Origin of the sequence: Paenibacillus sp. FSL R5-0341 (assembly GCF_037975235.1) — a bacterium.
In the GTDB taxonomy this organism is placed as follows: Bacteria; Bacillota; Bacilli; order Paenibacillales; family Paenibacillaceae; genus Paenibacillus; species Paenibacillus amylolyticus_A.
In genome coordinates, this window is the sequence record NZ_CP150241.1 from 6,399,006 (window position 1) to 6,423,544 (window position 24,539).

Sequence of the window (24,539 nt, forward strand, 5' to 3'; positions counted from 1 at the left end):
TAAAATAATTGGAGTTGAGGATGAGTCATCTACAATTCAAGGAAAGGCCGTTTTTTCAGGAGTCACAACTGAAGAAGCGGTTTTTTCTGCTACACCGTTTCAGATATAGATGACGTAACCCCATCTCAGACTGAAAATGCAGGTTTCATTAGAGCGAAATCGCCAGCCAGACTAGCTAGTGGCTGCCAGCTCTCGATCGCTATTTTATAATGACCGGCATATGCCTCTGCATTCACCCGTACGTGCTCTACTTTTCCAAGAACCACATGATCTGTACCCACCTCGATAATACGATCCAGTGTAAGTTCAAAAGCAATCGGAGATTCGAGCACGGAAGGTACATCTACACGTATGCCTGCCTTGGGTGTAACCCCCGCCAGTTGAAATTCATCTTCGCGCGATGCTACATCTGCTGACGAACGCTGCATGGACGCTGCAAGTACAGCGGGAACTACATTGATCACAAACTCTCCCGTCTCTCGTATATTGACGAGTGTATCCTTCACTGTTCCTTCTCTCTCACCTACACCAGGCCCAATGGATAGGAGCAGCGTCGCCGGATTGCGTGAAGCAACGGTAAAAAAACTAAATGGAGCGAGGTTAAGCACACCCTCCATACTTCGCGTAGAAACCCAGGCAATAGGCCGTGGTACCACGGAACCGATCATCAATTTATACATTTCATCGATGGTGATATCACCTGTTGCAAACTCAAATACATTGTTTTTTTCCAATGACACTCGCTCCTTTTCCCCATTCCAACAGAAGCTCCTTCGGTTTACAAAGCCCCATGGGAAACATATAGTTGGTATAAGAATATACACTTGTTCACCACAAAAAAAGTACGCACTTTGAAGTGCGTACCTGCATAAAGGAGCTTATTCGTGATGGATAACCCGAGTAAAAAAACAGCGGAAACACTCACCCCATTCGACTACACCCTATCCATTATCGGCGGAAAGTGGAAGATGAAAATCATGTATCAACTTGCCTTTCATGGGGTCACACGCTACGGCGAACTCAAAAGGCGTGTCCCCGGGATCACGTACAAGGTATTAACCTCTCAACTGAACGATTTGGAACATGAAGGTGTGATAAAACGAGTGGAGTATGATCAGACTCCGCCCAAAGTGGAGTATTCCTTAACCCCCCGAGGCAAGAGTCTAATGCCCATTCTGGAGGAAATCTGCAAGTGGGGTGTGCATAACGTACAGGAGGCACAACCGTTGCATGAACTATAGTGAATTGGGTTGATAAGTGCGAAGGGCTTCATCCAGAACAATGCTTCCCAAGCAGGATTTCCACCTACTAAACTTCGCAACCGAAGGTTGGTCGCACCGAAGGTTGAGTTATTAATAAAAAAAGCAGGTGAAGAAAAACAAATTGTTTTTTTCACCTGCTTTTTTAGTGCCATATAAGACAGTCTTGTTTCACGTTCTGTGCTACCAAAACTCATATATCGTGCGCTTTGACATCACTGGTGTGTCATAAAGTTCATGGGAATCGTTCTCTTTTGGTCTGCATACCAACCATCATATATATAGGAATCCATTACTGATTTAAAAGCTAGCGAAACAACACTGTCTTCCGCCACCGTCTTATCATCTGTTAGGAAATTCCCGTCACTATTGTTGATCTCATTATTGTCGAGAGGCAGCCACTTTCCATACAACGTGTAAGTATAAGAAACAATTCCTAAATTTGACATATTTGTCTCGAAATCATAGGCACTGGTATGACGTGTATCTCTATACCAACCTTCGAACACAAATCCTGGTTTCACTGGAGGTTCAGGTACTTGGACTTTATCCATACCTCCAAGGAGGGTCTGAGAAGCAACCGCTGAACCACCATTAGACTCGAAGTTCACCGTATAGGGACGTCCAAAATATGCGTCTAACTCAAAGTTTCCTGTCACTGGCGTCTCGAAATTGTAAGCATCTGCCCAAGGCTTACCCTTTACGTACCACCAGTAGAGTACCCATCCATTTTTATCTGGAGGAACGGCGTCAGGTCTAGTAACCACATCGCCCTCTGCCACTGACTTTTTAACCACTTCAGTTGCTATACGTAAAGTTACCGTATATAAGACCTTCCATTTTGCATACAATGTGATGTTCGTCGTCACCGGTGTCTCAAAATGATAAGCATTGGTCAAATCTTCATCGCTATACCAACCGATGAAGGTATAACCTTCTCGATGTGGTGCGGCAGGTTCAGAAACCACTTCCCCTTCCAGCACCGGCTGCTGATCTGTCACCGCTGAACCATCCTTATGGTCGAAGATTATTGTAAAGACAGGTGTCCATTTCGCATACAACGTGAGATTTGTCGTTACCGGTGTCTCAAAATTATAGACACTGGTCAAATCTTCATCACTGTACCAATTGCCGAATTCATAACCGGTTCGCATCGGAGATGCGGGCGCCGCAATTTTAGCATTATACTCCACTGTCCCGGCATTTACTGTTGAGCCGCCTTTACTATCAAATCTCACGGTGAACTTAGGCACCCACTTCGCATACAACGAAATTTCACTCGTCACCTGAGCCCTGAAATCGTAGAGTATCGTCAGATCGCTGTCACTGTACCAGCCTTTAAACACATAACCTTCGCGCGTTGGACTTGAAGGCTCCTTAGCAGATTGTTGATGGTACACGGACTGACTACTCAACTTCTTGCCGTCGCTTATGAAGCTTACCTCATAGCTATTCAGTATCCATGCCGTGTGTATCTCATAATTTCTCATTATTGGTGTTGTGAAGTCAAAGGCTTGATTCCGCTTCTCTTTATCTCTCCAGTACAAGAACGTATGATTTGGTTTCGGTGTTGGTTCAGGTGCAACTGCCACACCACCTTCAGTTACCATCTGATCGATTGGCTGAGATTTTTGTTCATCATAGAAGCGAACTCTATACTGCATTTTTTGAGCAACTACCCATTTCACATACAGGGTGATATCACCTTTCACGATTTCGGTTGTGAAATTATATGCCTTTGTCAGCTCTTTGTCGCTAAACCAACCTCCGAACACATATCCCTCCCGCGTTGGTGGCTGAGGTGCCGCAGGTTTTGTTCCTTCGTAGACCGCCTGATCGGATATCTCTGTCCCACCATTACTGTTGATGCTCATCGTATACCCACGCATCCACTTCGCATACAACGTAATATTACTCGTCACCGACATTGCGAAATTGTAAGGTTGCGTAAGATCACTGTCGCTGTACCAACCTCCGAACGCATGATCTTTCTTCGTTGGTGTGACTGGTGCGATGACAGTTTTTCCATAAGCTAACGTTTGATCAGGAACTTCTTCCACTCCACCATTACTGTTAAATTTGACAGTGTGCTGGTCTATGTCCCACTGAGCGATATACTTGATATCCTGTGCAGGCATGGTTACCGCTGGGACAGCTGACCATCCCGTGAATTCATGACCTGCCCAAGTTGGATCACCGAAATGTAGTGAAGTCGTTGATCCGTATTGTACATCGATCTCCTTTGCAGGTGTATTCAGGTCATTGTAATCTATGGTCAACTTATACGTATTGCGCGTATAGTACACCCGTAGAACCGTTGTACCGTCGCTGGCAATATCGGCATCTAACACCGTTCCCGGAAGAGCTGTATCTACAGTGAATCCTTCGTAAGACCTGAGTGATTCTTTAGGCAGAGTTACCCTCGTATTGGTTATACCCCGATGCGTTTCTACATCTGCAACCGTGTAGGTTGGATGCCCTATATTTTGCTGCAAGTATACGACTTTGTAAGGCGTATCATCCCTGACTGTCCAGTTTGCGGTATAAGTCGCGTTATCCGTTGGCATCGTATTTGGGACATTCGGTGACCAACCCGCAAACGTATATCCCGTTCTTGTCGGAACTGGAATTCGATTAACGATATTTTTATAAATTAGATCCGTTAGTTTACCTTCCGGTGCTCCCTCATAACCTAAATTAAAAGTTAATGTCCGACTTATCGGTTTGTAATAAATATTAACAACCGTTGAACCATCGCCCTTAATATAGATACCTTTTACTGCAACTTCATTATAACCACGATCTCTATATTTGTTAGAGGTTATACGAATCTCTGTATTTGTTGTTCCTGTCTTCGTTTCGGAATCCGTAAGCACAGATATTTTCTGTGAGTTTGCATCTATCAAATAATGATTGACTTTGTACGGTGTGTCTGTGTTCACAATCCAACGTGCATACAGTTTTGGAATACCTGTAGGCATCCTGTTGGGGATGTCCACTTTTGTACCACCATAGGCAGAAGTATACCAGCCATCGAAAGTATATCCCGGATTTACTGGGACTTTGTTTTTCACTTGAATGGCTGCATTAAAGGCAGCAGTCACAATCTCAGATGGTTCTCCATTACTTGGATCGAATTCGATCGTTAGATCACCATCCGCACTTTTAATCCAGTTCAGCGGAATCGTACGCTGAATCGGAGCTGACGTGAATGACATCGGCGCTCCCTTCCAAGTAATAACTAATTTAGCCGCACTCGATGGAATCGTCTTATTTCTAACTTGTACCCCTTTTTTATCTAGCAAAAATCTGAAGTTATCACCGCTTAATTGAATATCAAATTGTGAACTATCATATGTTTCTTCCGTCGTTATACCTGTTTTCAAATTAAGAGTATTCATCTTGAAAAATGACTCTGGTAAATTGCGAGAGTCAGCATTTCCTCTAAAGAGCAACCCAAGCTCATCATCCTGTGGATAGGCGAAGTCATAGACGTTCTTTTCTTCCCCAATCGTATACAGTGGCCACTCTTCATCCGCCAGTTCTACGCTATCCGAGAGCGCTCCATCGCCTAATTGGGCGCCAAGTGCCACCTCCAAATAGATGCCGATCTCGACGAACAGGGCCCCTAAAGACTTCGTCGTCTTCACTCCGCTAATATTTTTTAGCTGATAGTAGAAGTAACCCCACAGATTCACATACACGCCTGGTTCTACAGCAATTCCGATACTATTCAAATCAACACTGCCAATTCCCGCTTGAACCTCCATATGAATACCGGCTCGCAAACCGAGCGTCCCCATCACATAGAAGGTAAACTGGTAATCGCCGTCTTCTGGCAAGCTAACCGTATTACTCGAACCACTGAAACTCAATACACGTAAGGTCACTGAGTAGCGCTTAGCCATCTTATAATAGAAATCTGCCCCGATGGTTAAGTTCACCTGCGCGCTAACTACAAACTCAGCTTTGAATTGGACTTCAATAATCCCCAGTGCCACACGCACGCTCTTTTCAAAGAGCGTCTTCTTGATTAATGGAACCCACTCCGTTTTCTGACTCAACATCTCTTGATACTGTTCCTTCAATGATTCCGCGTCTACGGCGGTATCTTGCACACCCTCCATGACCGCTTCAATCTCTGTTGCAATGTTTCGCACCTGACTAAATTTTCCAGAGGTCTTCGCATCCAGCCAGTTCGTCAGCGCAGCTTCCAACTTATCTGGTTCGACAAGAGCCATCTCTGCCGTGATGTTCATTCCGGTATAGCTATAAGCATCCAGATTCGCTGTGATTACATAATCATCAATGACTGGGAAGATCGGGATATCGCCCAAAAATGTCGAAATGGTATACCAATGCCACTTCGTCTCCGAATTCACACCGAGATCCAGGCTCATCTCCTGAACGAATGTACTGGTCATATGGATGATCAGATCGCTATCTTCACTAACATTCACAACAATATCCGCGCCCACTTGCAGTGTAGCACTCACACCGGAGGATCGGCCGTTAATGTTCTTCAGTTTTGTGCCAAGTTTAGCAACAACGGTCAGATTCTCCACACTTACCCGACCACTGTCACCAGAGAGGGCACGTGATGCCTGAGCATTGATCTTCTGAATCTCCTCTGTCTCCATCGCCAGTTCTGACAGATATTCCGCCGCTTGATCAACGAACCCGCTATCTAAGGCTTGCTCCTCAATCTGTTCTTCGAGCTGTGCGATCTGGTCTTTCGACAACAACTCTTCGCCTTCAATGGCTTGCTTCTGATAGAGGTCGAACGCACTCGTGACGTCATCTAGCGTAGCATCGGTATACGTAATGATATTCATTTCTGCCGCAGGCGTAATTGACGTGATGCGCCCGTAACCAGTGGCCACAAAATCCGATTGGGCAAATCCACCCTCATAGAACCCGATAAAGTCGCCTACATCCACTGTCGTCAGCTCATCCAAGCCGAGTGGCTCATACATGCTGTCACTATAGTTCATCACAGTCTGCTCAACCGTGATGGAATGGTTATCAGGATCATTGTCTGTGTCTGCATCTACACTCACTGGCAGCACATCCGGTTTGAACAATACTTGATTGATATCTGCTTGACCATAGGTGTAGGTCGTACCGTTCACCGCTGAGATATGGACATAGGCGATATCGCCATTGTCTTCACCGGTTGTTTCTAACGTGCGCAGATCAGGGCGAACCCCTTGATAGATGGCGACGGTATCGCCAGCTTCAACCTCGGTGCTTCCGTTATATACGAACGTACCGCTGCTTGCATTGGCTTCAGCCAGCGTATTTCCACTACCACCTACCGTTGTGGCGACTACAGGAATGGCTGCCGAACCAACCTCCGTGCCGTTCAGCATCATATCCGTGACATCCGCAAAGGACAGGTAGACCATGCTCGTATGCAGCGGGATGTCCATGATTTCTTGCTTCGCAACGCCAAACACATAGATTCTCGTCGTCGCGTCTTGGCCTTGGAAGGTCAAGTTGTCGTCTGTCAACGTAAGTTCATACGTGTTGCCTTCTACGAAATGACCACCTTCTACTGCGGACGCTACCGTGAACTTCCCGTTCCCTCCCGTGACGGTGATCCCCTCAAATTCAGGATTGGCTGTATCCTGAAACGTCATGCGAGCTTTGACCTCAGATGCTGTTAGGCTGCCCGATGTATCTTGTACAGCGATCGTATAGTTCGTCGCAACATCCAGTACCGAGTAGCTAGGCGTACTTTGTACAGCACTGTCCACGCGATCCGTATACTTTGCATATAATTTCGTATCTGCGGTCAGGGTACTGCCACTTGCAAAGATGAGTGAAAGATCACTATCTGTAAACCACCCTTGAAATATATATCCATCCCGCGTTGGAGCAGGAAGATTATTGAGCACCTGGCCTGGTCGTACCGTCTGCGCAGCGACCGCCGAGCCACCGTTGCTATCAAACGTTAGTGTATACGCGGTGGAACCCGTTCCGGGGTTACCTCCAGGTGTTGGCGCTGGTGTCACCGGTTCCGTCGGTGTTACGCCACCATTATTACCGCCGGGTGTTGGTGTTGGGTTTACCGTTGGAGTTCCCGGTTGTGTAGGTGTTGGAGTAGGCGTCACCGGCGTTTGATTCTGATTTTTCCACGGCTCTACAACCGCGTTGTTGCGCATGAAGAGAACCGCTGCTTCCGCGCGACTCGCTTGTGCACGCGGATTGAAGTTCCCCTTTTCGTCCCCGGTGAACACACCGGCTTGCCACAGCTTGATGACCGCGTCAGCCGCCCAAGGCGATACATCCCCGAGATCGCCCGGCTCTGTCGTGACCGGATTCTCGGTCTGATAAGGGATCTGTTCGCTTTCGAAATACCGCAACGTCATCGTCGCCATTTGCTCCCGAGATACGGTAGCATCCGGCGAATATTTCCGATCCCCCGTGCCATCGGTAATTCCCTTCTTAACCGCCCATTCGACATATGGCGCATACCAGCTGCCCGCCTGTACATCGGCAAAGCTCGAAGTGGAGTACGCCCCGGCATCGACTCCGGCCATCCGTCCAAGTGCCGTCACATACATGGCACGTGTCATTGTCCCCTTAGGAGAGAAGCTACTCGCGTTCGTTCCGCTGAATATGCCCTTCTCCTGCACATGGACGACTGCATCATAGAACCAGTCGGTGGGACTCACATCCTGGAATCCACTGGATGTGGTTACTTTTGTCATCTGCATCGGCAGTTCAGCCGCTACTGCCGATTGCGCTGATAATAGGGGCACGGCAGAAACTACTAAGCTGATCACCAGCATCCACATCAGGATCTGCCGGCTCACCTTCCATCCCTGTCTTACTTTCTTCACTTTCATTCATCCCTTCTATGTATAGCTCAAACTAAAAAAGACCGTCCAAAATTCGACTGCTTTAAGGTACGATAATGCCAACTTTACAGATTGAATTCGTTCACCGACCTTTCTTATCAGTCGCAGTCGAATTGTGACACCAATACATGCAAATTATGTCGTTTTTTCTTCCGTATTTTATCATGCGAGATAGGGGCGCTTGTGAATTATAAAGAAAACTTTAAGTAAGCAACTACTTGCAAGTGAGAACATCAATGACATCAAAAATAGCGGCGTAGGGAAGGTAACTCCCACACCACAATTTTTCATGAATTTTAAAGCTAGTCTGCAATCCATTCCAGATGATTCGCGTGTGAACGATTCACCCAGCAGAATCGACTATAACGAACTGCTCTTCCCCCAACGCAGTCTTTGAGGAAGTGAAAAAATACTAATATGCCTCTTGGGTTTCACTGAGATAAAAGGCTCCTGCTGATTCTTCGCCACATTGTGGGCGATATGCCTGAAGCGCAGCCCGCTTTCAAACTCGGGATTAAGCGCAATCGGGATGCCCTTATGTACGGAACGTATAATTTCTACATCGGCATGGATCACGCCAATCACACCGATATTGAGAATATCGATAATATCCTGCATCTTTACCGTTGCCGAACGGGCTTCCTGTCCGTCGGCCATATTAATGATGAGCTGTGGCGGAGCCGGAATCATATCTTCTAATAATCCGATTACGCGATCCGCGTCCTGAAGCGATGTACGATGAGGCGTAGTAACGACAATAGCCTCATCTGCTGCCAAAGCTGCATTCCAGAATCCATTTTCAATGCCTGCCGGCGAATCGATCAGCACATAATCATAGTTCTGGGCTATTTGCTGCACAACCTCGCCAAAAACTTTCGGATCATCGTGATGCACCGCATCGTTACTACAGGAGATAAAGGACAAGGTACTGATTCGCTTATCTTTGACGATCACTTGATGTAAAGCACATCGACCCGTCAGAAAATCGGAAATATGATACCTTACCCTATTGCTCAAACCAAGCGGAATATCCAGATTTCTCAATCCAAAATCAGCGTCGATCAGGCAAACGCTGCTCCCCGATAAGGCAAGGGCAGTCCCGAGATTAGCTGTGACCGTTGTCTTGCCAACTCCACCTTTCCCTGATGTAATACATATAACTCGTGCCATCAAAGCCACTTCCTTCTTCAAGTACTAATGCGGGACAGCAAGACAACCATTTCTTCAAGTATTATCGTTTGATCCGGCTCGAATGAACGTCCTCTTAGCTAATAATCAGTTGCAATTTGATGAAATATGTCGTTATATCGACCAATGTGATTTTATCATGATGGATCATCCTACTTGAGAAACCTAAAGAAAACTTTAAATCCGTGCGTATTGGATCGTTTAATTCTTCGGAGAGATGGCACATCATTTTGACGAGGATGGAAAAGCGCAGACTGGTGTTGAGGAATTCAATATCTTGAGTCGATTACGAAGCTAGTGGAAAAAACAAAAATGGGCCAATAGCGTCAGGTACTGCTCCAACGCCATTTTCCCATTTATAATAGACTACCACCCTTACTGCTATATTCATGCTTGTGACGTACTGTTAGAAACCAGCATATATCCGCTCCCCCGAACCGTAATGATTCGCTCGGGGTCTGCAGGGTCAGACTCAATTTTTTTGCGTAAATTACTGATATGTACAGCGACCGTTCTCGTATCCTCCAGACTTTCCATTCCCCAGATGATTTGAAACAACGTATCGACACTAACGACACGATTCACGTTTTGTGCCATATAGGACAGCAGACTGAACTCTTTTTTCGATAAATAGATAGGTTTACTCCCCGTGTTGACGGACTGCGTGTAGAAATCCAGTGTCAAACCCGGTAACTCCAGCAGTTGTTCCCTTCTACCCGTCGACACTCTGCGAAGGTGAGCCTTGATCTTGGCCATGAGCACTCCCGGACTGAACGGTTTGGTCACATAATCGTCCCCGCCATAGGACAATGCGCTAATTTTTATTTCGTCTTCCTCTTGACTGCTCAGAAACACAATCGGGGCACTGGTGAGATTACGCGCATTCCTGCACCAGTCAATACCGTTTTCATTAGCCAGCAATATATCCAGTATAATTAAATCCGGCTCAAACGATGCAAGCAGCTCCATCGCTTCTGACCCGCTATGACTGCAGGTGGAGACAAATCCCTCCCTATCACAATACACCTGCACAATCTCGCATATATGAGGATCATCATCAACGATCATGATTTTGTGCGTGTCCATCTCATCATCCCTTTCCTTCAATCACCGTACAAGGAAACGTTACATAGAATGTCGCCCCCATCTTGCCGTCGCTCTCCGCTCGAACCATGCCTCCGTGCGCTTGTACGATTTCCCTGCAAATTGCCAGCCCCAGTCCACTGCCCTCTATGCCCATTCCCGGCCGATCATATCTGTAATTACGTTCGAAGATTTGCTCAAGCTGCTCCGGAGGAATACCCATTCCAGAATCCTGTATGCTAATGACTGCATGGGGAGCATGATTCACCATTTCCACAATTAGTGCAATACGCACCAGCCCCCCGCTGGAGGTGAACTTCATGGCATTTGAAACTAGATTAAATAAAGCCTGTTCTATTCTTTTCGTATCCATCTCGACAACTGGCAAAATAGATCGTCTATCCTCGGTATCTCCGATATCCAGTATGAAGTCTAATCCTGCGTCGCGCACTACCAACTCATATTGTTCAAAAAAACCATGCAAGAAAGGAATCATCTGAACTGGCTCCATTCGGTACGAGACTTGTCCGGTCTCCAAATGAGACAAGAAGGACAACTCCTCAATCATACGGTTAATCCTTATCGTGTTCTCCCGGATGTACTTCAGATATTGTTCATTGCGTTCCGGTTTGACCCTGTCCTGTATAGCTTCTACATATCCAAGCATACTGGACAACGGCATACGCAGATCATGCGTAATATAAGCAAGTAGCTTCTTCCTCCCTTGCTCGGAGTGAAGGAGTCGGTCATACGAGGTTTGGAGATCATCATGCACTGTAGATAAGGCCTGTGTTCGCTCCTGAACGGTCTGTTCCAGATTCATATTCATTTCAATCAGCTTGTCATTAACGTCCTGTAATTCACGTGTAATTCTCTCTTCGTTCGATGCCGTCCTCGTAGATCGCGAAGACAGCAGAATCAGCTGCGCGATCGTAAATATCAATAAGCCAAGCGGAGATGTATTTCCAACTAGCGACCAACCGTTAAAATACAAAAAATCGTTGACAACCGTGACCAAAGTAACCACCGACACCAGCAGGAAGATCAGTGCTCCCTCCATACGTCGCACAGCTGCCTGAACCAGCCCGATCATCAGATAAATCATGTGTAGAACTACCATCACACCGATGACCAGCAAAAATTTTGTATATATAATTGCAGGGGTTATCACTACAAGGATACAGAATGCACCAGTTACGATCCGGGTGCCAAGACGAAACCATCGCGACACATAATTCGGAAAAATACAATCAAAATACATGGTGATGATATAACCACTGACACAAAGAATCAGATATTCGATCTTGAACTGCAATTCCCAAGGAAAATGAGGCAACCATTGTGTAAAGATAAGCTCGCCGTTGAACAAGGATCGAATACCAAGCAGTACAGTAAACAGGCCAAAATATAACGGAGCTTTATCCTTACGTCGCAGCATGAACAACAGCAGATTATACAAACCGATCACTAGCAAACTTGCCGTGATGAACATATCCCTGGCAAGATTCAGATTGGTCTTGGTCGTTATTACGCCACTGCCACCCAGCTCGATATTCTTGGTAATGCCGCCCCGATGATGTTGGAAGTTGGAGACTTGCATGACCAGCTCTAACGTGTCGCTTTCAGGCTGAAAATACACCAGCTTTGTTTCCAGTTGCGGGGTCATGCTGTGCTTGTCCTGACCAACCTCACCAACTTCTGCCTGCAGCTCACCATTGACCCATAATTTGTACGCATTAAAAATGCTAGGCAGCCGCAGAGCAAGCATCTCATCTCGATCCTGCTCACTTAGATGAACGACCAGCCCAAAGGTTGCATAGCCTGTACCGCTCAGCCGCTGACCTTCTAACGGGTAGCCCAGCCAGGAGCTTGGGATGCTAATCCAGTGGTCCTGATTTCCTTCCCTTGCCGAACGAACTCGCATATCCTCAGGCGACAGTAGTTCTTGCCAATAGAACGCCCACTTCCCTGTTAATTTTTGCGGATTCGTACTAAGTTGCGCCTGCGTTAAATCCAGAATACCTTCTTCACTTTGGAACTTAGGAGAGTCCTGCTCAGAGAGGACGACATAGCCTGCAACCAAACCAATAACAGCAGCAATGATATACAACCAAACCTTACGAGAACCGACTCGGAGAATCTCCCTCATGATGAATTAAACCCCAATCTCTAAAAGCGCAATAAGTAAGTTTATTTATCCAAATGATATCATCATTAAAGGAGAATGTACCCTGCAAATTTCTAGCAGGTGTCGATAGCTAACATCGCGATGAGACCCTTTTGACGACGCGCGCTTAGCTGGGTACGCCGCCACAAAAAAAGTACGCACTTTGAAGTGCGTACTGATATGAAGGAGCTTATTCATGACTACAGTGAATTATTGATGATGTCCGCAAATGCATCCCTATTGTACGTGTCATCCTGAATGCGCCATTCTCCCTGATCCTGCAAAAAGGTGATATCGCCCGATAGCGGAATAGACTTGAACTCCTTGTCATTCTCGTCAGTAAATTTCAGATCAAGCGTGTATTCCACAAGAATCCAGTCGCTCTTGTTATCTTTGATCTTGGTTTGTATATTTTCAGGATGCAGCTTCGCTTGTTCGATGTGTGCAACCTGAAGAGGCAAGACAATATATCGATTAGCCATGTAAGCCTCGTAGTTTCTGGAGGTCAGGAATGGCTTCATGGTGTCCCCTTTGGCCAATAACCCTTCCATCTCTAACGTATCCTCATAGTCCTTGCCATCCACGGTGAGTTCTGTTGTCTTATAATCCAGCGACATTTCCAGCGCATGTTGCTGCTCCTCCGCTGTCGCCTTCTGATCACTCACATCACTCGGCTGTTCCGTTACTGGTGGAGTTATGGGTTCAGTGCTTTCCGCTGGTTCAGATGGTGTACACCCCATTAACATGGCGGCGGAAAGAAATAATGTACCCATCACAGATGCCAACTTGCGCATGGTTAATCCCTCCCTTTCTCGTCAGTATTACTCTCAATTATCCCTTCAATAGGATATAATGTCCAGTTATTGAGTGCATCTGAATAGACATCCAGTGAATTACATCCATTGGGTGTCATCATCATCATAGATTGTGTTATAGTCATCGGGAAGTGGACCGAATCTCGAAGGATAGCGCCTGCGGGTCCAACAACTGCGTGTTTCCTTCAACAATGAAGGTGTGAAGCTATGTCATCTTATCAAGTCGTTCCCATGGTCTATAACTCCAAGGAACAGATTAATGCTATTATTTTGCTCGAGCAACAATGTAAACAGCTGGATTCCGTCCATCTGAAAGCAGACCTTGACCATATCAGCAAAAAAGATGGAGACCATGCGCTCCTCTGTTATCGTGACGGTAAATTGGTAGGACTCCTCAGTTGGTATGCATCTGACACCATAACCGGAAATATTAATGCCATCGTACATCCGCAGTATCGTCGCCAAGGTGTATTCAGCAACCTACTGAACAGGGCCATCCTGGATATGAAACCACAAGGGATCAACCAACTCAGCTATCGCGTTCCTCAGGGCTTATCTCCTGGCATTCATACTGCTCAATCCCTTAGAGCCATTTATGATCGTGCCGAGTATTCGATGCAACTAGTAAATGAAGCGCTTGAGGTTGCAGAACCGTCTGAACTAACGTTATCCGTGGCAAAAGACGAAGATATGGAGTTTATGGTCACTTGCTCATCCCAAGCTTTTGGGGATTCGGAGGAATGGACACGCAATTACTTTATGCAAACCAATGAACCCAGCCGAGTCAACTATATTGCATGGCAGGATCAAACACCTGTCGGGCTGGTACGGATCAACTCCATCAATGCGACAACCTCATTTATTCATAACTTCTGTATTTCACCTGATTATCAGGGACGGAAAATAGGACGCACAGCGCTTCGTATTTTGGTGAATCTCCTAAGAGAACAAAGTTATACAGATATTCGCCTGTCTGTGGTTACCGAGAACGAACGTGCTTTGAATCTGTACCGCAGTGTTGGTTTTGAAGTGAATTCCGAGTATCACTATTTCAACGGTAGTGTATAAAAGGCAGTGGAGAGAGATCGTTTTCCTCAAAGGGAGACGGTCTCTCTTTATATATTGGAGAATTGAAAAATCAATTTATAGCCATCGAACGTTTGCCCGTACATTTCCCGATAGTTACCTTTGGTATAATGAGTCACTGTTTTCCGCCAGAAAGATTGGCCAATCTTATTTTTCTCCGATGGATTGGTGAATAACTCCCAGTTTCCTCTAAACATGCCGAAGATCGTCGATGCCACGTGTTCAGCAACGCCTACACCTCGAAACGGCTGCATCAGAAAGAAATCATGTACAAAGAAATCCGTACCTTGTGAACAATATGGCGGAGTAGCTATGAACGCAAACCCTGCCGGTATGCCATCCACAATCATGAGGAACGGATAAAGACACTCCGGTTTTTCCCACCATATGTTCTGCACATCATACTGATCCTGTAATGTTTTATAATCAGGACTTGGCTCAAAAATGCCATGTTCGTTCGGGGTATGCTCTCCACCCAGACCATAATGTCCGGATAAATTATGAAGGTATAGTGGGTACATATTTTTAATCACATACGCCTCGTCTTTATTCGTTAATTTCACTTCTATATTCATATTCACCCACCTTACCAGATTATTTAAGGTCTTATATCAAGAACCTCATCGCACATCCTTGTACCGTCGAATTAATTCTACGCGCAGTTACACTACTCGAATATGTAAAGAATCCTTAATAACCATTCTTTACAGTAAAAAAGCCACATTCGATTGCTCGAACACGGCTTCCATATTTCATCCTTTTTTGCAATACACAATTTTCTTGATGCTATCGACGGATAAACAGTATTGCTCCGCAAGCTGATCGATGGTTGTTCCCGCAGCAAAAAGCCTGCGGACCTCGTCGTTCCGCTCCCGGACAATCCTTCTGCCACCCGAATTCTCGCCCCACTTCTTGTGGGCATCCTTGGGCCTCGGAATATAGATCAGGCCTCCGGGGATATAACGCTGTATTTCTTTGAGCAATTCTTCCGGGAAGATTGTATCCGCATTAATATATTTCACGTTGCTCCACTCCTTAAAAGTTAAAATCTTTAAGGCAGCAGAGTCGTAAGATGAACGCATTAGATATGCACTATAAGTATGGCGGAAAAGAATTTCAAGCTCTATGCAAACAACCGCCGTTGTTCATCACATGGACTCTGCATAGAGCGGGTCGTTAAACTTATTATGAATCGAATCATGGTAGCCCCCCATTCAATCGTTAAATCTGTAATAAACCCCTGTTAATTCTTCTGATACGCTCCATAGCTTGTTTGAAATGTTAGCGTCATATAATTTTTCGATAATCTTAGCGCTCCTGGGATAACCCTTCGTGCCGCCCATACCACTGGGAGCAATATATTCCCCTCCCCTGATTGTCGGATCTGCTGCAGCATACAAGGTAGGCAATGCTCCCATATGTGCTGGTTGACTAATGATTTTCAAAAGACTACGCATAAATATATTGGTCTGTTTTCCCGAACCGAAAGAAAATAGATTGGTATGCGAAATTCCTGGATGAGCGGCGATACTCATGGAATCAATATGGGCGGAATTAAATTTATTCTGCAGCTCTCTCGCAAACATCAGATTGGCTAGCTTGCTTTGACTGTAGAACTTCATGGGAGCATATCCTTTGGAGCCATCCAAATTATTAAAATCAATTGTACCATTACCAGCTGCCAAACTGCTTACAGTAACTACTCTCGATTTCGGAGTAGATATCAATCGAGGCAATAGTAGACCCGTAAGCGCAAAATGGCCTAGATGATTACTACCAAACTGCAATTCAAAACCATCCTTCGTCAACTGGAATGGAGGGTTCATAATTCCTGCATTATTAACGAGAATGGACAAAGAATCATATTGCTCAAGAAAAGCGGCTGCGAACTTACGGATACTAGCTAAATCGCTAAGGTCGAGCTGCATAACGATTACCTCTCCAGCTACATGCACAGACGATTTTATTTTATTAGCTGCCTTTTCACCTTTGTCCAGATTACGAACTGCAAGGATAACTTTCGCACCTTTTTCAGCCAATGCTAATGCCGTTTCATACCCTAACCCGCCGTTCGAACCTGTCACAATCACTACTTTATCGGATACAGTCGGGATGATGTCTTTAGTCCAAACTTCGCCCATTTTTCTACACACCTTTCTTATCTCTTCCTTGATACCCGAATATCCAGCGTTTAAAGCTTTTATCCCTCATCATACTGGCTTAAACTCCGTTCCAGCAACTCTCTAACCTGCTGCTTTAACTCAGATGGCGTGATCACCTTCACTTCCGGACCATAGGAGAGTAACTTTCGCGCTGTAAAAGAGAACTCCTCCAGCGGAACCAGTCCGCGCCACTCATGGCCTTGAACCGACTTGAACAACACATCTGACGCGGCAATCCTTGCTCCAAATTCCGTGAATTGCAGCACCACTTCTACGCTTGCTCTGTCTTCTTTGGCAGCTAGCCATGCCTTTAGACTCGGAACTGACTCATCCACGGATTCCAGAAAGACCAACTGCTGCATGCGATCCACCCGATACAATAATACGCGGTCCTTATTTCGGGCTGGCATGTACCAATATCCCTGCTCATAGTAGATACCATATGGGAAGACCTGGACTTTTTTACGCCCATTGCGGGCATGATACATAAATTCGATTTCTCTCTTTTCTACCGCTGCACTCAATATCTCGGTTGTTAAAGGCTCGGCATGCTCACCAGGATGCTGGGCAAAGGTGATATGCTCTCTCATTCGCATAATCAGATCCCGTACATCTTCAGGCAAAGTAGAGAAGTATTGCTCAGCCAGATGCTCACGCATTGACCCATATGGAAAATCCGGGACTTGCTGTAGATATTCCAGCATCATAAACAGTCCTATTGCCTCCTGCTGTGTCAGTTGAAGAGGTGGCAAAATCCGATTGGGCAATACCCAGTATCCACCGTTCACGCCAACTTCTGTGTACAAGGGAAAACCCAGCGCCTGCAATGCATCCAGATCTCGCTGAATCGTACGAACCGATACGTCGAACCGTTCTGCCAGTTCCCGGGCAGTGAACTTCTGTCTGGAATCCATCAGGCGCATGATCGCCAGCTTTCGATGATTCATGAACTCAACATCCTAACTACGTCAACTTTTGTCATAGTTAAAGTGTATCATACATTGTAGAAGGGAGCGATGAACATGTCTGATAACAAAACAATTTTGTACATTGCTATGAGTTTGGATGGATATATCGCAAGACTAGATGGTTCGGTCGATTGGTTATTTGATGTGGAGGGTGATGGTGGAGACAACGGGTATGCTGCCTTTTATGAAACGATCGGTAGCGTCGTTATGGGACGTTATACGTATGAAGAGGTGCTCACACTGTCTGAAGAATTTCCCTATGCGGATCGCTCAACGTATGTTCTTTCCCGCTCAGAACAGCCGCCCGCTCCGCATGTACAGTTTACAACCGAGACGGTAGATACGCTCATTCCCCGATTAAAGCAGACTTCTGACGGAGACGTATGGATTGTGGGTGGCGGCATATTGGTTCAAGCTGTGTTAGCCAAAAAATTACTGGATGAGATTGAAGTCGCCATCATTCCCAAAATTCTTGGTGAAGGCATCCCCTTATTCCCGGCAGGCACGGTGCCAAGCCAGTTCAAAATGATCCGAACCCAGACGCTCGGACAGATCATTTCAATTCGTTACGAGGTTCAAAACAGCGGCACAGCGGACACACCTCCGAATGTCTAGATGAGCAGAAAAGGGAAAGACCATTCTTATAATGAAGGGACTCCATAAATTTAGACACGATCTACCATTGGGGTACCGTTCATGAAAGAGTGGTCTTTCCATTACCATGTATCAAGTTATCCTATCAATCCTCGTAGATATTCCGCTAACACATCTGCCGTCCTACGGTGAGATAACTCGCCTGGATGGGTGCGCGCCCCTACCGTTTCTTCGGTAGTATCCGGAAGTTGGATGATCGAGACCTTACGGTCCCCTGTCCCCTTCATATACGCATCAACCGCACGGTAGATGGCTGGCATCATGGGAAAACCAAGCATGCCATAAGCCCATACGAGATGTGCCGCCGGATTGTTTTTCCGAAGTTTGGACAGGAACTGTTCCACCGCTTTCTCAAAAGCAGCCAGATCTTCTTCATGATACGTACCATCTTCGTTCAAACGCTGCTTGTACACCTTGCCCGTGTCGGGGTCTTTCCACTCAGGTGACTGGAATGCACCTCCATCATTGCTGCCCAGGTTCACGACCACCACATCCGGCTGCCACGAACCAAAATCATGCTGATCTCCCGCGCCGAGCGCTTCGTTACGTTCACCAGCAAGCAGACCACAGACCTGTTCGTAATAATCCGGAATGTTGCCCTTCGGATTGTTATCCCAACTTGTCAGCACACCCCAGCCACTTTGCGAGATGACCCGGTATTCTGCATTCAATACCTCTGCTGTCATAAACGTATAATTATGTATGGCGCTAAACCACATCGGAACCCAATCCTCCTCTGCTTTAGCTCCAATGGCACCTTCACCAGATGTAATACTGTCACCGATAAACTCGATCTTGTAGGGTTTTTCCTGCACAGGCAGGAACGCTCCATCTAACTTCACCGCATGAATCTGCAAGGAACAGCCTGGGTCGCCACTCATCGCTTGAACATCTTTAACGATCCGTACATTCTTCACCACATACGCGTTCATGCCCCGGAATATACAGACCCAGTACCTTCCCGCCGTTAACATCTGTCTACTCACCGAAACACCGTTGATCAGAATGCTAATCCATGACTCATATATATCATATTCAGACTCCACCTCAACCCAAAGTTCGGAGCTCTGCACATTGAGTTCGACTGCACTCCCCGTCCAAAATAACGTCAGCGGCGATAACTCTCCAGTTGTTCTGCCATGCACCTTGAGATAAGGCAGTTCCGTTAAGTCATAGATCTTTAACCCGGTATTCGCTTGTACGCTCATCCTTCATTCCCCCTCAACGATTCATGAAAAGTAGTTATTAAGCGCTTTCCTTTGTATCGATAACATGTTCGTCGTGCTACATCTATCTTATTATGTATTACGCACAGCACCAAAAATCCCCTGCAAGCGAGTCGTGCTCAAGTCCATCATATCAGATGTGCTTGATGCATCGTCCGCCCATAGGGGATTTTTTCAGTTCTTTTTTTGATCCAGTATCGTTATAAAACCTTACCCAGAAACGCCTTGGTCCGCTCATGCTGTGTATTCTGAAAGAGCTCTTCAGGCGTGCCTTCCTCCACAATATAGCCGCCGTCCATAAAGATCACCCGATCCGCCACCTCACGGGCGAAGCCCATCTCATGCGTAACGACAATCATCGTAATTCCCTCGTGAGCGAGGTCTTTCATAACTTGCAGCACTTCTCCAACCATCTCCGGGTCGAGTGCAGACGTAGGCTCATCGAACAGCATCACACTCGGGTTCATGGCGAGTGCACGTGCGATGGCTACACGCTGTTGTTGTCCACCTGACAACTGCTCGGGATACGCATCCCTCTTCTGCGATAGCCCGACCTTGCCAAGCAGCTCCATTGATTTTTTCTCATTCTCGGCCTTACTCAGTTTCTTGATATGCTTCGGTGCGAGCATGATATTCTCCAACACAGTTAGATGGGGAAAAAGGTTGAATTGTTGGAACACCATGCCCACATTGGTTCGCAACTGATCAATATCCGTCTTGGGTGAAGTGACCTCGACACCACCGATCGTCACCTTTCCAGACGTCACATCCTCCAGTAGATTAAGGCAGCGTAAGAAGGTACTTTTACCAGACCCGGAAGGTCCGATGACGCATACGACTTCTTTCTCCTGAATCGTTGTGGAGATATCCTTCAGCACCTCATTGGCACCAAACTGCTTTTTCAGATTCTGTACGGTAATCATCGGATCGCATACCTCCTTTCAATGAATCGGGAAGCCCGGGACAACAGAACAATGATGATCAGGTAGAATATACCCACCACACCCCAGATTTCGAATGCCCGGAAGTTGGAGGAAATAATAATTTCCCCGCTTTGTGTCAATTCTGCGATACCTATCGCCGATAGCAGCGATGTATCTTTGATCGTAATAATGAACTGGTTTACAAAGGTAGGAATCATGCGCCGGGTTGCCTGAGGTAACACGACCAGCCTCATCGTTTGGAAACGAGTTAAGCCCAAGGAGCGCGCCGCCTCATGCTGCCCATTGCTAATCGAATTAATCCCTGCTCGGAAAATCTCCGAGATGTAAGCTCCGGCATTCAGACTAATCGCAATAATACCTGCGGTCATCGCCGGAATCCGCATATCCAGGAACACTGGCAGTCCGAAGTAGATGAAATATACCTGCACCAGAAGGGGTGTGCCACGGATGATATCCACGTAAAGCGTAGCTACCAGCCGCAACAATCGATTCAAAGAAGTACTCATCAGACCTGAGATCAATCCGATCACCATCGCAATGATGAGCGAGATTACGACTAGTTTCAACGTAACTACTGTACCCTCTAACAGAAGAGGCAGTGCGTCTATTATGACTTGCAAGGAGGAGTCCATCCGTACCACATTCCCTTCTATTTAGCCGTTGTTCCCAGATAGTTGCCGACAATCTCATCATACTTACCGTTTTCCTGTAATTTCTTCAGTCCATCATTGATCTTCTTCTGCAACTCTGCATCGCCTTTGGTAACAGCAATGCCGTAGAAGTCACCGTTCAATCGGTCTCCAACGATTTTGAGCTTGGCATTCGGGTCAATGGCAATCTTATAGGAGATGACGGGGAAATCCTCCAGCGTAGCATCTGCGTTTTTGTTCGCAACTTCCTGATACATCGATGGGCTGTCATCAAAATATTTCACGGTTGCCCCGTAGGTTTTCGCATATTCATCTGCGAGATTGGCACCTGAGGTTCCTTTTTTAATCGCAATAATTTTTCCTTTTAAATCTTCAGGACTTAGGATGTCCGTGTTATCTTCATGCACGATCAAGGACAGACCAGCCTGATAATACGGTTCCGAGAAGTCCACGACTTTTTTGCGTTCGTCCGTAATGCTAATGCCTGCAATGGCTCCGTCCAGCTGATTTGCCGTGATGGCTGGAATAATGCCTTTGAAGTCCATCGGTTTGATCTCTACTTCAAAGCCCTCTTCTTCCGCAATCGCGTTCATGAGGTCAATATCGATTCCTACATATTTGCCGTCCTTCTGAAACTCAAAAGGGGGATACGTTGCATCGGTACCAAATGTATATTTCTCAACAGCTGAACCACTTGCCGATGGTACATTGCTCTCTTCACCGGACTTTGCTGCACCGCAGGCACTAAGTGTTAAAGCAAGAACGGACGCCATTACAATGGATGCTACCTTTTTCATAGAAAAAACCCCTTTTCCGAATTAGATTGGGATCGACCTAATCGACCGTTTGTATTTCAGCATTTTGCATAATTCGAATCAAACTCGCTTCCGGGTATAAGATATAGACGAATTGAATCATTTCGATCTATATCTTTCTGATTGAAAGACGCTCGCCGGGTTTATGCAAAATGCTATTCATGTACGTATTGTAGTTCGCTCCCTACGCCAACTTACATGATCCTACACAAAATAATAACAACTCATGAAAATATAATTAACATGTAATGTTTTTAGATAGATAAATGCGCAAAAAGTGCTAATAAAAAGTCCAATTTCAATATTATATGTAAGGTTATATAACAATAAAGAAGGTGGTAAACAAAAAAAGCCGAGAATCCATGAAGGTGTTGCCTTCGGGAATTCGGCTTTTGGATAAGAGATAGCATATCTCGATTATTTAATTATTCATTTTTTCAATCGTCTCCATGTAGAACACATGCAGGAACTTTTTGATATTCACCTTGCCTTTGTCGCCTGCCTGATCTTCTTCCATGGCTCTCATCTTCATCCGTACATCCTGGAAGTCAAAGTAGAGGGGCGCATAATGCTCAAACTTGTGGTTGCTATAATCGTTGAGTCCAATCGAGGCCATATTCGTCAGCGCGGCAATCACCGTTCTGCGAATGCGTTGTTCCATCGCCTTACTCTCTTTCTCCACGTCTTTGGGCGTAGACTTGTACGTCTGGGCCACCGCTTCGTACGACTCCTTCAACGGCGGCCACTCCCCGGCTCGCTTCTGATCAATGGCATACTCCATAAGGGCTACAATATCCTTGCTGCCACTTTCCCCGATGATCCCCAGATCCATCAGAATGCTTCTTGCCGCATCTCGCACCGTACGACCTTGGGCATGGGCCGGCGCTTCCATCAGATTCAATCGGGCCATCGACTGCTTGATCTCCAGCACGTAACGTTCATACTTCCACTGTTCATTCACTTTGCTGAGCACATGCTCCACTTCCACCCGATTAATCGGTTTATGAATAAAGAATTCAATCCCGTTCTGGTAGGCCGCCCCTACCATCTCCTTATTCTCCACCTGAGAGATCATAATGAATTTCCCGGTATATCCACTCTGCCTCAGCTTCGCAACGGTCTCAATTCCGTCCTGATCCGGCATCAACAGATCAATCAGCACCACATCGGGACGAAGATCCATGATCATCCGCGCCCCTTCTATGCCGCCCTCTGCCATGCCTGCAAGCTCGCCGATTCCACAGGATTCAATGATATCATGCAGCATGCTCCGGCTTACCACATCATCATCCACGATCATGATAGAAAGTGTCATTGACATCGGCCCCCTTTATTAGATTCATTTTGGGAATTGCTATACCAAATGTAGTGCCTTTCGCTCCCGCAGGCGCCGATTCCACCGTAATCTGTCCCGCCAACGACTGAACGATATCACGTACATGGGACAGGCCAATACCCGTCGCGGCAATGCCGACTTCATTGAACTTCGTTGTATAGCCCGGTTCAAAAATAACATCCCGTTTGGCTTCGGGTACGCCTTTTCCATTATCTGTAACGACGAAATGTACGTCATCTTCCTGCTCATATACACGAATTTGGATCGTCCCATCATGCTCAATCGCCTCCACCGCATTGGCAATCAGGTTGTTCATTACCGTTAGGAGCGGAATGTAATACGGAGATTCACAATCATATTGTTGCTCAATATCGATCTCGACCTGCTTATGCAGCATCTCGCTGTATTTTCGGTTTGCTTTGCTGGCAAAGTTCAGTACTTCAGATAAGCTCATGTTGACTGCTTTTTCATTATCATACAGCTTCAGTAGACCCGCCAGAATACGTTGTGAATCCTTCTTTACTTCATGAATCTGCTGAGCGATGCCCAGCGTGCGCTGACTGTATTGGTTCAAGTCCTGCTCCCGGAGATCACGATATAGATCATAGCTGTCTGCCGTAATGCCTTCAATCGTATTCATCGCTTTCTTCAGGTAAAACACCTCGCCATACAGACCGGAGTTCACATTCAGCATCTGTTCCATCCGCTTCTCCTGCTCTGCATGCAAGAGCCGCATCTGCCTCACCGCAAAGCTGTTGTAGAGCCCAATGACGAAGTAACTTCGCAGACCGCCCACCACAAGCAGATACAACCATTCCTTCATATAAAAGATATTGGTCCCGCTTAACATTCCGCGAAGCAGCAGCTCAACAAGATTAGAGGAGAAATCGATACATGTGATTAACCCGCCGAGCAGAAGAGGCTGCATCTCATGGAATCGATGCCTGAACTTGCTAAGCCCATAGGCAAAAACCACGTAATACACGCCTGCCCCCAGGTTATCCCGCATGCTTTCCAGGATGGACACGGTCTGTACATGATTGATGAGATCTGCCGACTGGAACAGCAAATTCGCGATGCCTGTCAGGATTCCTGTCTTCACATAAGACAGATGCGGCATGATCATCAACAGAAATAAAAGGATACTGACCCCTAGGCCGATTCGGAAGTAGTCTTCCCGGAACGGATTAATCTTGAATTGTGCCCCTACCGCTGTGGCAAAGGCAATGGCCGTCATCTGCACATTCTCATTTTTGACCCAATTGCGCATCGATCTCTTCACCCACTATAACAACGTTTAGCGCCCACCACCGGAATCCG

19 protein-coding genes are annotated in these 24,539 nt (G+C 46.2%); 3 read left to right on the forward strand and 16 right to left on the reverse strand.

What is annotated here, in order from left to right; all coding sequences use genetic code 11:
* Nucleotides 1-125: 125 nt before the first annotated feature.
* Nucleotides 126-734, reverse strand: coding sequence for a flavin reductase family protein (locus tag MKX75_RS28675; protein WP_254847892.1), 609 nt, complete (start codon nt 732-734; stop codon nt 126-128).
* Between the two features lie 153 nt (nt 735-887).
* Here MKX75_RS28675 and MKX75_RS28680 point away from each other — a divergent pair, with 153 nt between their 5' ends.
* Entirely contained in the window at nt 888-1,241 is a 354-nt protein-coding gene (locus MKX75_RS28680) for a helix-turn-helix domain-containing protein (RefSeq protein WP_339167776.1), read from the forward strand.
* Between the two features lie 233 nt (nt 1,242-1,474).
* On the opposite strand, the gene MKX75_RS28685 is transcribed toward MKX75_RS28680, so the two are convergent.
* The 5 genes from MKX75_RS28685 to MKX75_RS28705 all read right to left on the reverse strand — a co-directional run bounded on the left by MKX75_RS28685 (nt 1,475) and on the right by MKX75_RS28705 (nt 13,357).
* Nucleotides 1,475-8,113, reverse strand: a complete 6,639-nt coding sequence (locus MKX75_RS28685; RefSeq protein ID WP_076332146.1) for an InlB B-repeat-containing protein — start codon at nt 8,111-8,113, stop codon at nt 1,475-1,477.
* A 372-nt stretch (nt 8,114-8,485) separates the two neighbouring features.
* Complete coding sequence (minD, locus tag MKX75_RS28690; protein WP_076332147.1) at nt 8,486-9,295, reverse strand: septum site-determining protein MinD; 810 nt, start codon at nt 9,293-9,295, stop codon at nt 8,486-8,488.
* Nucleotides 9,296-9,700: 405 nt separating this feature from the next.
* Nucleotides 9,701-10,420 (reverse strand): response regulator transcription factor, encoded by a 720-nt coding sequence (locus MKX75_RS28695; protein ID WP_339167778.1) that lies wholly within the window; start codon nt 10,418-10,420, stop codon nt 9,701-9,703.
* Entirely contained in the window at nt 10,404-12,545 is a 2,142-nt protein-coding gene (locus tag MKX75_RS28700; protein WP_339167779.1) for an ATP-binding protein, read from the reverse strand. Before MKX75_RS28700 ends, MKX75_RS28695 begins: the two co-directional genes overlap by 17 nt.
* 218 nt (nt 12,546-12,763) lie before the next feature.
* Nucleotides 12,764-13,357 carry a hypothetical protein gene (locus tag MKX75_RS28705; protein ID WP_339167781.1) on the reverse strand — a complete coding sequence of 198 codons (594 nt, stop codon included), beginning with the start codon at nt 13,355-13,357 and terminating at the stop codon, nt 12,764-12,766.
* A 228-nt stretch (nt 13,358-13,585) separates the two neighbouring features.
* Here MKX75_RS28705 and MKX75_RS28710 point away from each other — a divergent pair, with 228 nt between their 5' ends.
* Entirely contained in the window at nt 13,586-14,446 is an 861-nt protein-coding gene (locus tag MKX75_RS28710; protein ID WP_339167782.1) for a GNAT family N-acetyltransferase, read from the forward strand.
* A gap of 47 nt (nt 14,447-14,493) precedes the next feature.
* Here MKX75_RS28710 and MKX75_RS28715 read toward each other — a convergent pair whose 3' ends face one another.
* The 4 genes from MKX75_RS28715 to MKX75_RS28730 form a co-directional block, all read right to left on the reverse strand.
* Nucleotides 14,494-15,039 carry a hypothetical protein gene (locus MKX75_RS28715; RefSeq protein WP_339167783.1) on the reverse strand — a complete coding sequence of 182 codons (546 nt, stop codon included), beginning with the start codon at nt 15,037-15,039 and terminating at the stop codon, nt 14,494-14,496.
* A 177-nt stretch (nt 15,040-15,216) separates the two neighbouring features.
* Nucleotides 15,217-15,486, reverse strand: a complete 270-nt coding sequence (locus MKX75_RS28720; protein WP_339167785.1) for a CD3324 family protein — start codon at nt 15,484-15,486, stop codon at nt 15,217-15,219.
* A gap of 192 nt (nt 15,487-15,678) precedes the next feature.
* Nucleotides 15,679-16,605 (reverse strand): oxidoreductase, encoded by a 927-nt coding sequence (locus MKX75_RS28725; RefSeq protein ID WP_339167787.1) that lies wholly within the window; start codon nt 16,603-16,605, stop codon nt 15,679-15,681.
* Between the two features lie 59 nt (nt 16,606-16,664).
* Nucleotides 16,665-17,573 (reverse strand): YafY family protein, encoded by a 909-nt coding sequence (locus MKX75_RS28730; RefSeq protein ID WP_339167789.1) that lies wholly within the window; start codon nt 17,571-17,573, stop codon nt 16,665-16,667.
* Between the two features lie 69 nt (nt 17,574-17,642).
* Here MKX75_RS28730 and MKX75_RS28735 point away from each other — a divergent pair, with 69 nt between their 5' ends.
* Nucleotides 17,643-18,209 carry a dihydrofolate reductase family protein gene (locus MKX75_RS28735; protein WP_339167791.1) on the forward strand — a complete coding sequence of 189 codons (567 nt, stop codon included), beginning with the start codon at nt 17,643-17,645 and terminating at the stop codon, nt 18,207-18,209.
* Nucleotides 18,210-18,325: 116 nt separating this feature from the next.
* Here the strand turns inward: MKX75_RS28735 and MKX75_RS28740 are convergent, their stop codons facing one another.
* The 6 genes from MKX75_RS28740 to MKX75_RS28765 form a co-directional block, all read right to left on the reverse strand.
* Nucleotides 18,326-19,456 (reverse strand): SGNH/GDSL hydrolase family protein, encoded by a 1,131-nt coding sequence (locus MKX75_RS28740; RefSeq protein WP_339167792.1) that lies wholly within the window; start codon nt 19,454-19,456, stop codon nt 18,326-18,328.
* 218 nt (nt 19,457-19,674) lie between these two features.
* Nucleotides 19,675-20,397, reverse strand: a complete 723-nt coding sequence (locus MKX75_RS28745) for an amino acid ABC transporter ATP-binding protein (protein WP_076332156.1) — start codon at nt 20,395-20,397, stop codon at nt 19,675-19,677.
* On the reverse strand, nt 20,394-21,050 hold the full coding sequence (locus MKX75_RS28750; RefSeq protein WP_074092820.1) for an amino acid ABC transporter permease: 657 nt from the start codon (nt 21,048-21,050) through the stop codon (nt 20,394-20,396). Before MKX75_RS28750 ends, MKX75_RS28745 begins: the two co-directional genes overlap by 4 nt.
* Nucleotides 21,051-21,067: 17 nt before the next feature.
* Nucleotides 21,068-21,865, reverse strand: a complete 798-nt coding sequence (locus MKX75_RS28755; RefSeq protein ID WP_339167793.1) for a transporter substrate-binding domain-containing protein — start codon at nt 21,863-21,865, stop codon at nt 21,068-21,070.
* Between the two features lie 439 nt (nt 21,866-22,304).
* Nucleotides 22,305-23,198: a response regulator gene (locus tag MKX75_RS28760; protein ID WP_339167795.1), complete on the reverse strand. Its 894-nt coding sequence runs from the start codon at nt 23,196-23,198 to the stop codon at nt 22,305-22,307.
* Nucleotides 23,170-24,501 carry a sensor histidine kinase gene (locus MKX75_RS28765; protein ID WP_339167797.1) on the reverse strand — a complete coding sequence of 444 codons (1,332 nt, stop codon included), beginning with the start codon at nt 24,499-24,501 and terminating at the stop codon, nt 23,170-23,172. The genes MKX75_RS28760 and MKX75_RS28765 overlap by 29 nt, the downstream gene beginning before the upstream one ends.
* Nucleotides 24,502-24,539 lie beyond the last annotated feature (38 nt).

What these genes read in the sequence shown, in the direction of transcription:
- MKX75_RS28755 (WP_339167793.1), bottom strand. Translation starts at nt 21,865, where the DNA reads ATGAAAAAGGTAGCATCCATTGTAATGGCGTCCGTTCTTGCTTTAACA.
- MKX75_RS28705 (WP_339167781.1), bottom strand. Translation starts at nt 13,357, where the DNA reads ATGCGCAAGTTGGCATCTGTGATGGGTACATTATTTCTTTCCGCCGCC.
- MKX75_RS28700 (WP_339167779.1), bottom strand. Translation starts at nt 12,545, where the DNA reads ATGAGGGAGATTCTCCGAGTCGGTTCTCGTAAGGTTTGGTTGTATATC.
- MKX75_RS28715 (WP_339167783.1), bottom strand. Translation starts at nt 15,039, where the DNA reads ATGAATATAGAAGTGAAATTAACGAATAAAGACGAGGCGTATGTGATT.
- MKX75_RS28730 (WP_339167789.1), bottom strand. Translation starts at nt 17,573, where the DNA reads ATGAATCATCGAAAGCTGGCGATCATGCGCCTGATGGATTCCAGACAG.
- minD (WP_076332147.1), bottom strand. Translation starts at nt 9,295, where the DNA reads ATGGCACGAGTTATATGTATTACATCAGGGAAAGGTGGAGTTGGCAAG.
- MKX75_RS28725 (WP_339167787.1), bottom strand. Translation starts at nt 16,605, where the DNA reads ATGGGCGAAGTTTGGACTAAAGACATCATCCCGACTGTATCCGATAAA.
- MKX75_RS28710 (WP_339167782.1), top strand. Translation starts at nt 13,586, where the DNA reads ATGTCATCTTATCAAGTCGTTCCCATGGTCTATAACTCCAAGGAACAG.
- MKX75_RS28735 (WP_339167791.1), top strand. Translation starts at nt 17,643, where the DNA reads ATGAACATGTCTGATAACAAAACAATTTTGTACATTGCTATGAGTTTG.
- MKX75_RS28750 (WP_074092820.1), bottom strand. Translation starts at nt 21,050, where the DNA reads ATGGACTCCTCCTTGCAAGTCATAATAGACGCACTGCCTCTTCTGTTA.
- MKX75_RS28680 (WP_339167776.1), top strand. Translation starts at nt 888, where the DNA reads ATGGATAACCCGAGTAAAAAAACAGCGGAAACACTCACCCCATTCGAC.
- MKX75_RS28740 (WP_339167792.1), bottom strand. Translation starts at nt 19,456, where the DNA reads ATGAGCGTACAAGCGAATACCGGGTTAAAGATCTATGACTTAACGGAA.
- MKX75_RS28745 (WP_076332156.1), bottom strand. Translation starts at nt 20,397, where the DNA reads ATGATTACCGTACAGAATCTGAAAAAGCAGTTTGGTGCCAATGAGGTG.
- MKX75_RS28760 (WP_339167795.1), bottom strand. Translation starts at nt 23,198, where the DNA reads ATGACACTTTCTATCATGATCGTGGATGATGATGTGGTAAGCCGGAGC.
- MKX75_RS28685 (WP_076332146.1), bottom strand. Translation starts at nt 8,113, where the DNA reads ATGAAAGTGAAGAAAGTAAGACAGGGATGGAAGGTGAGCCGGCAGATC.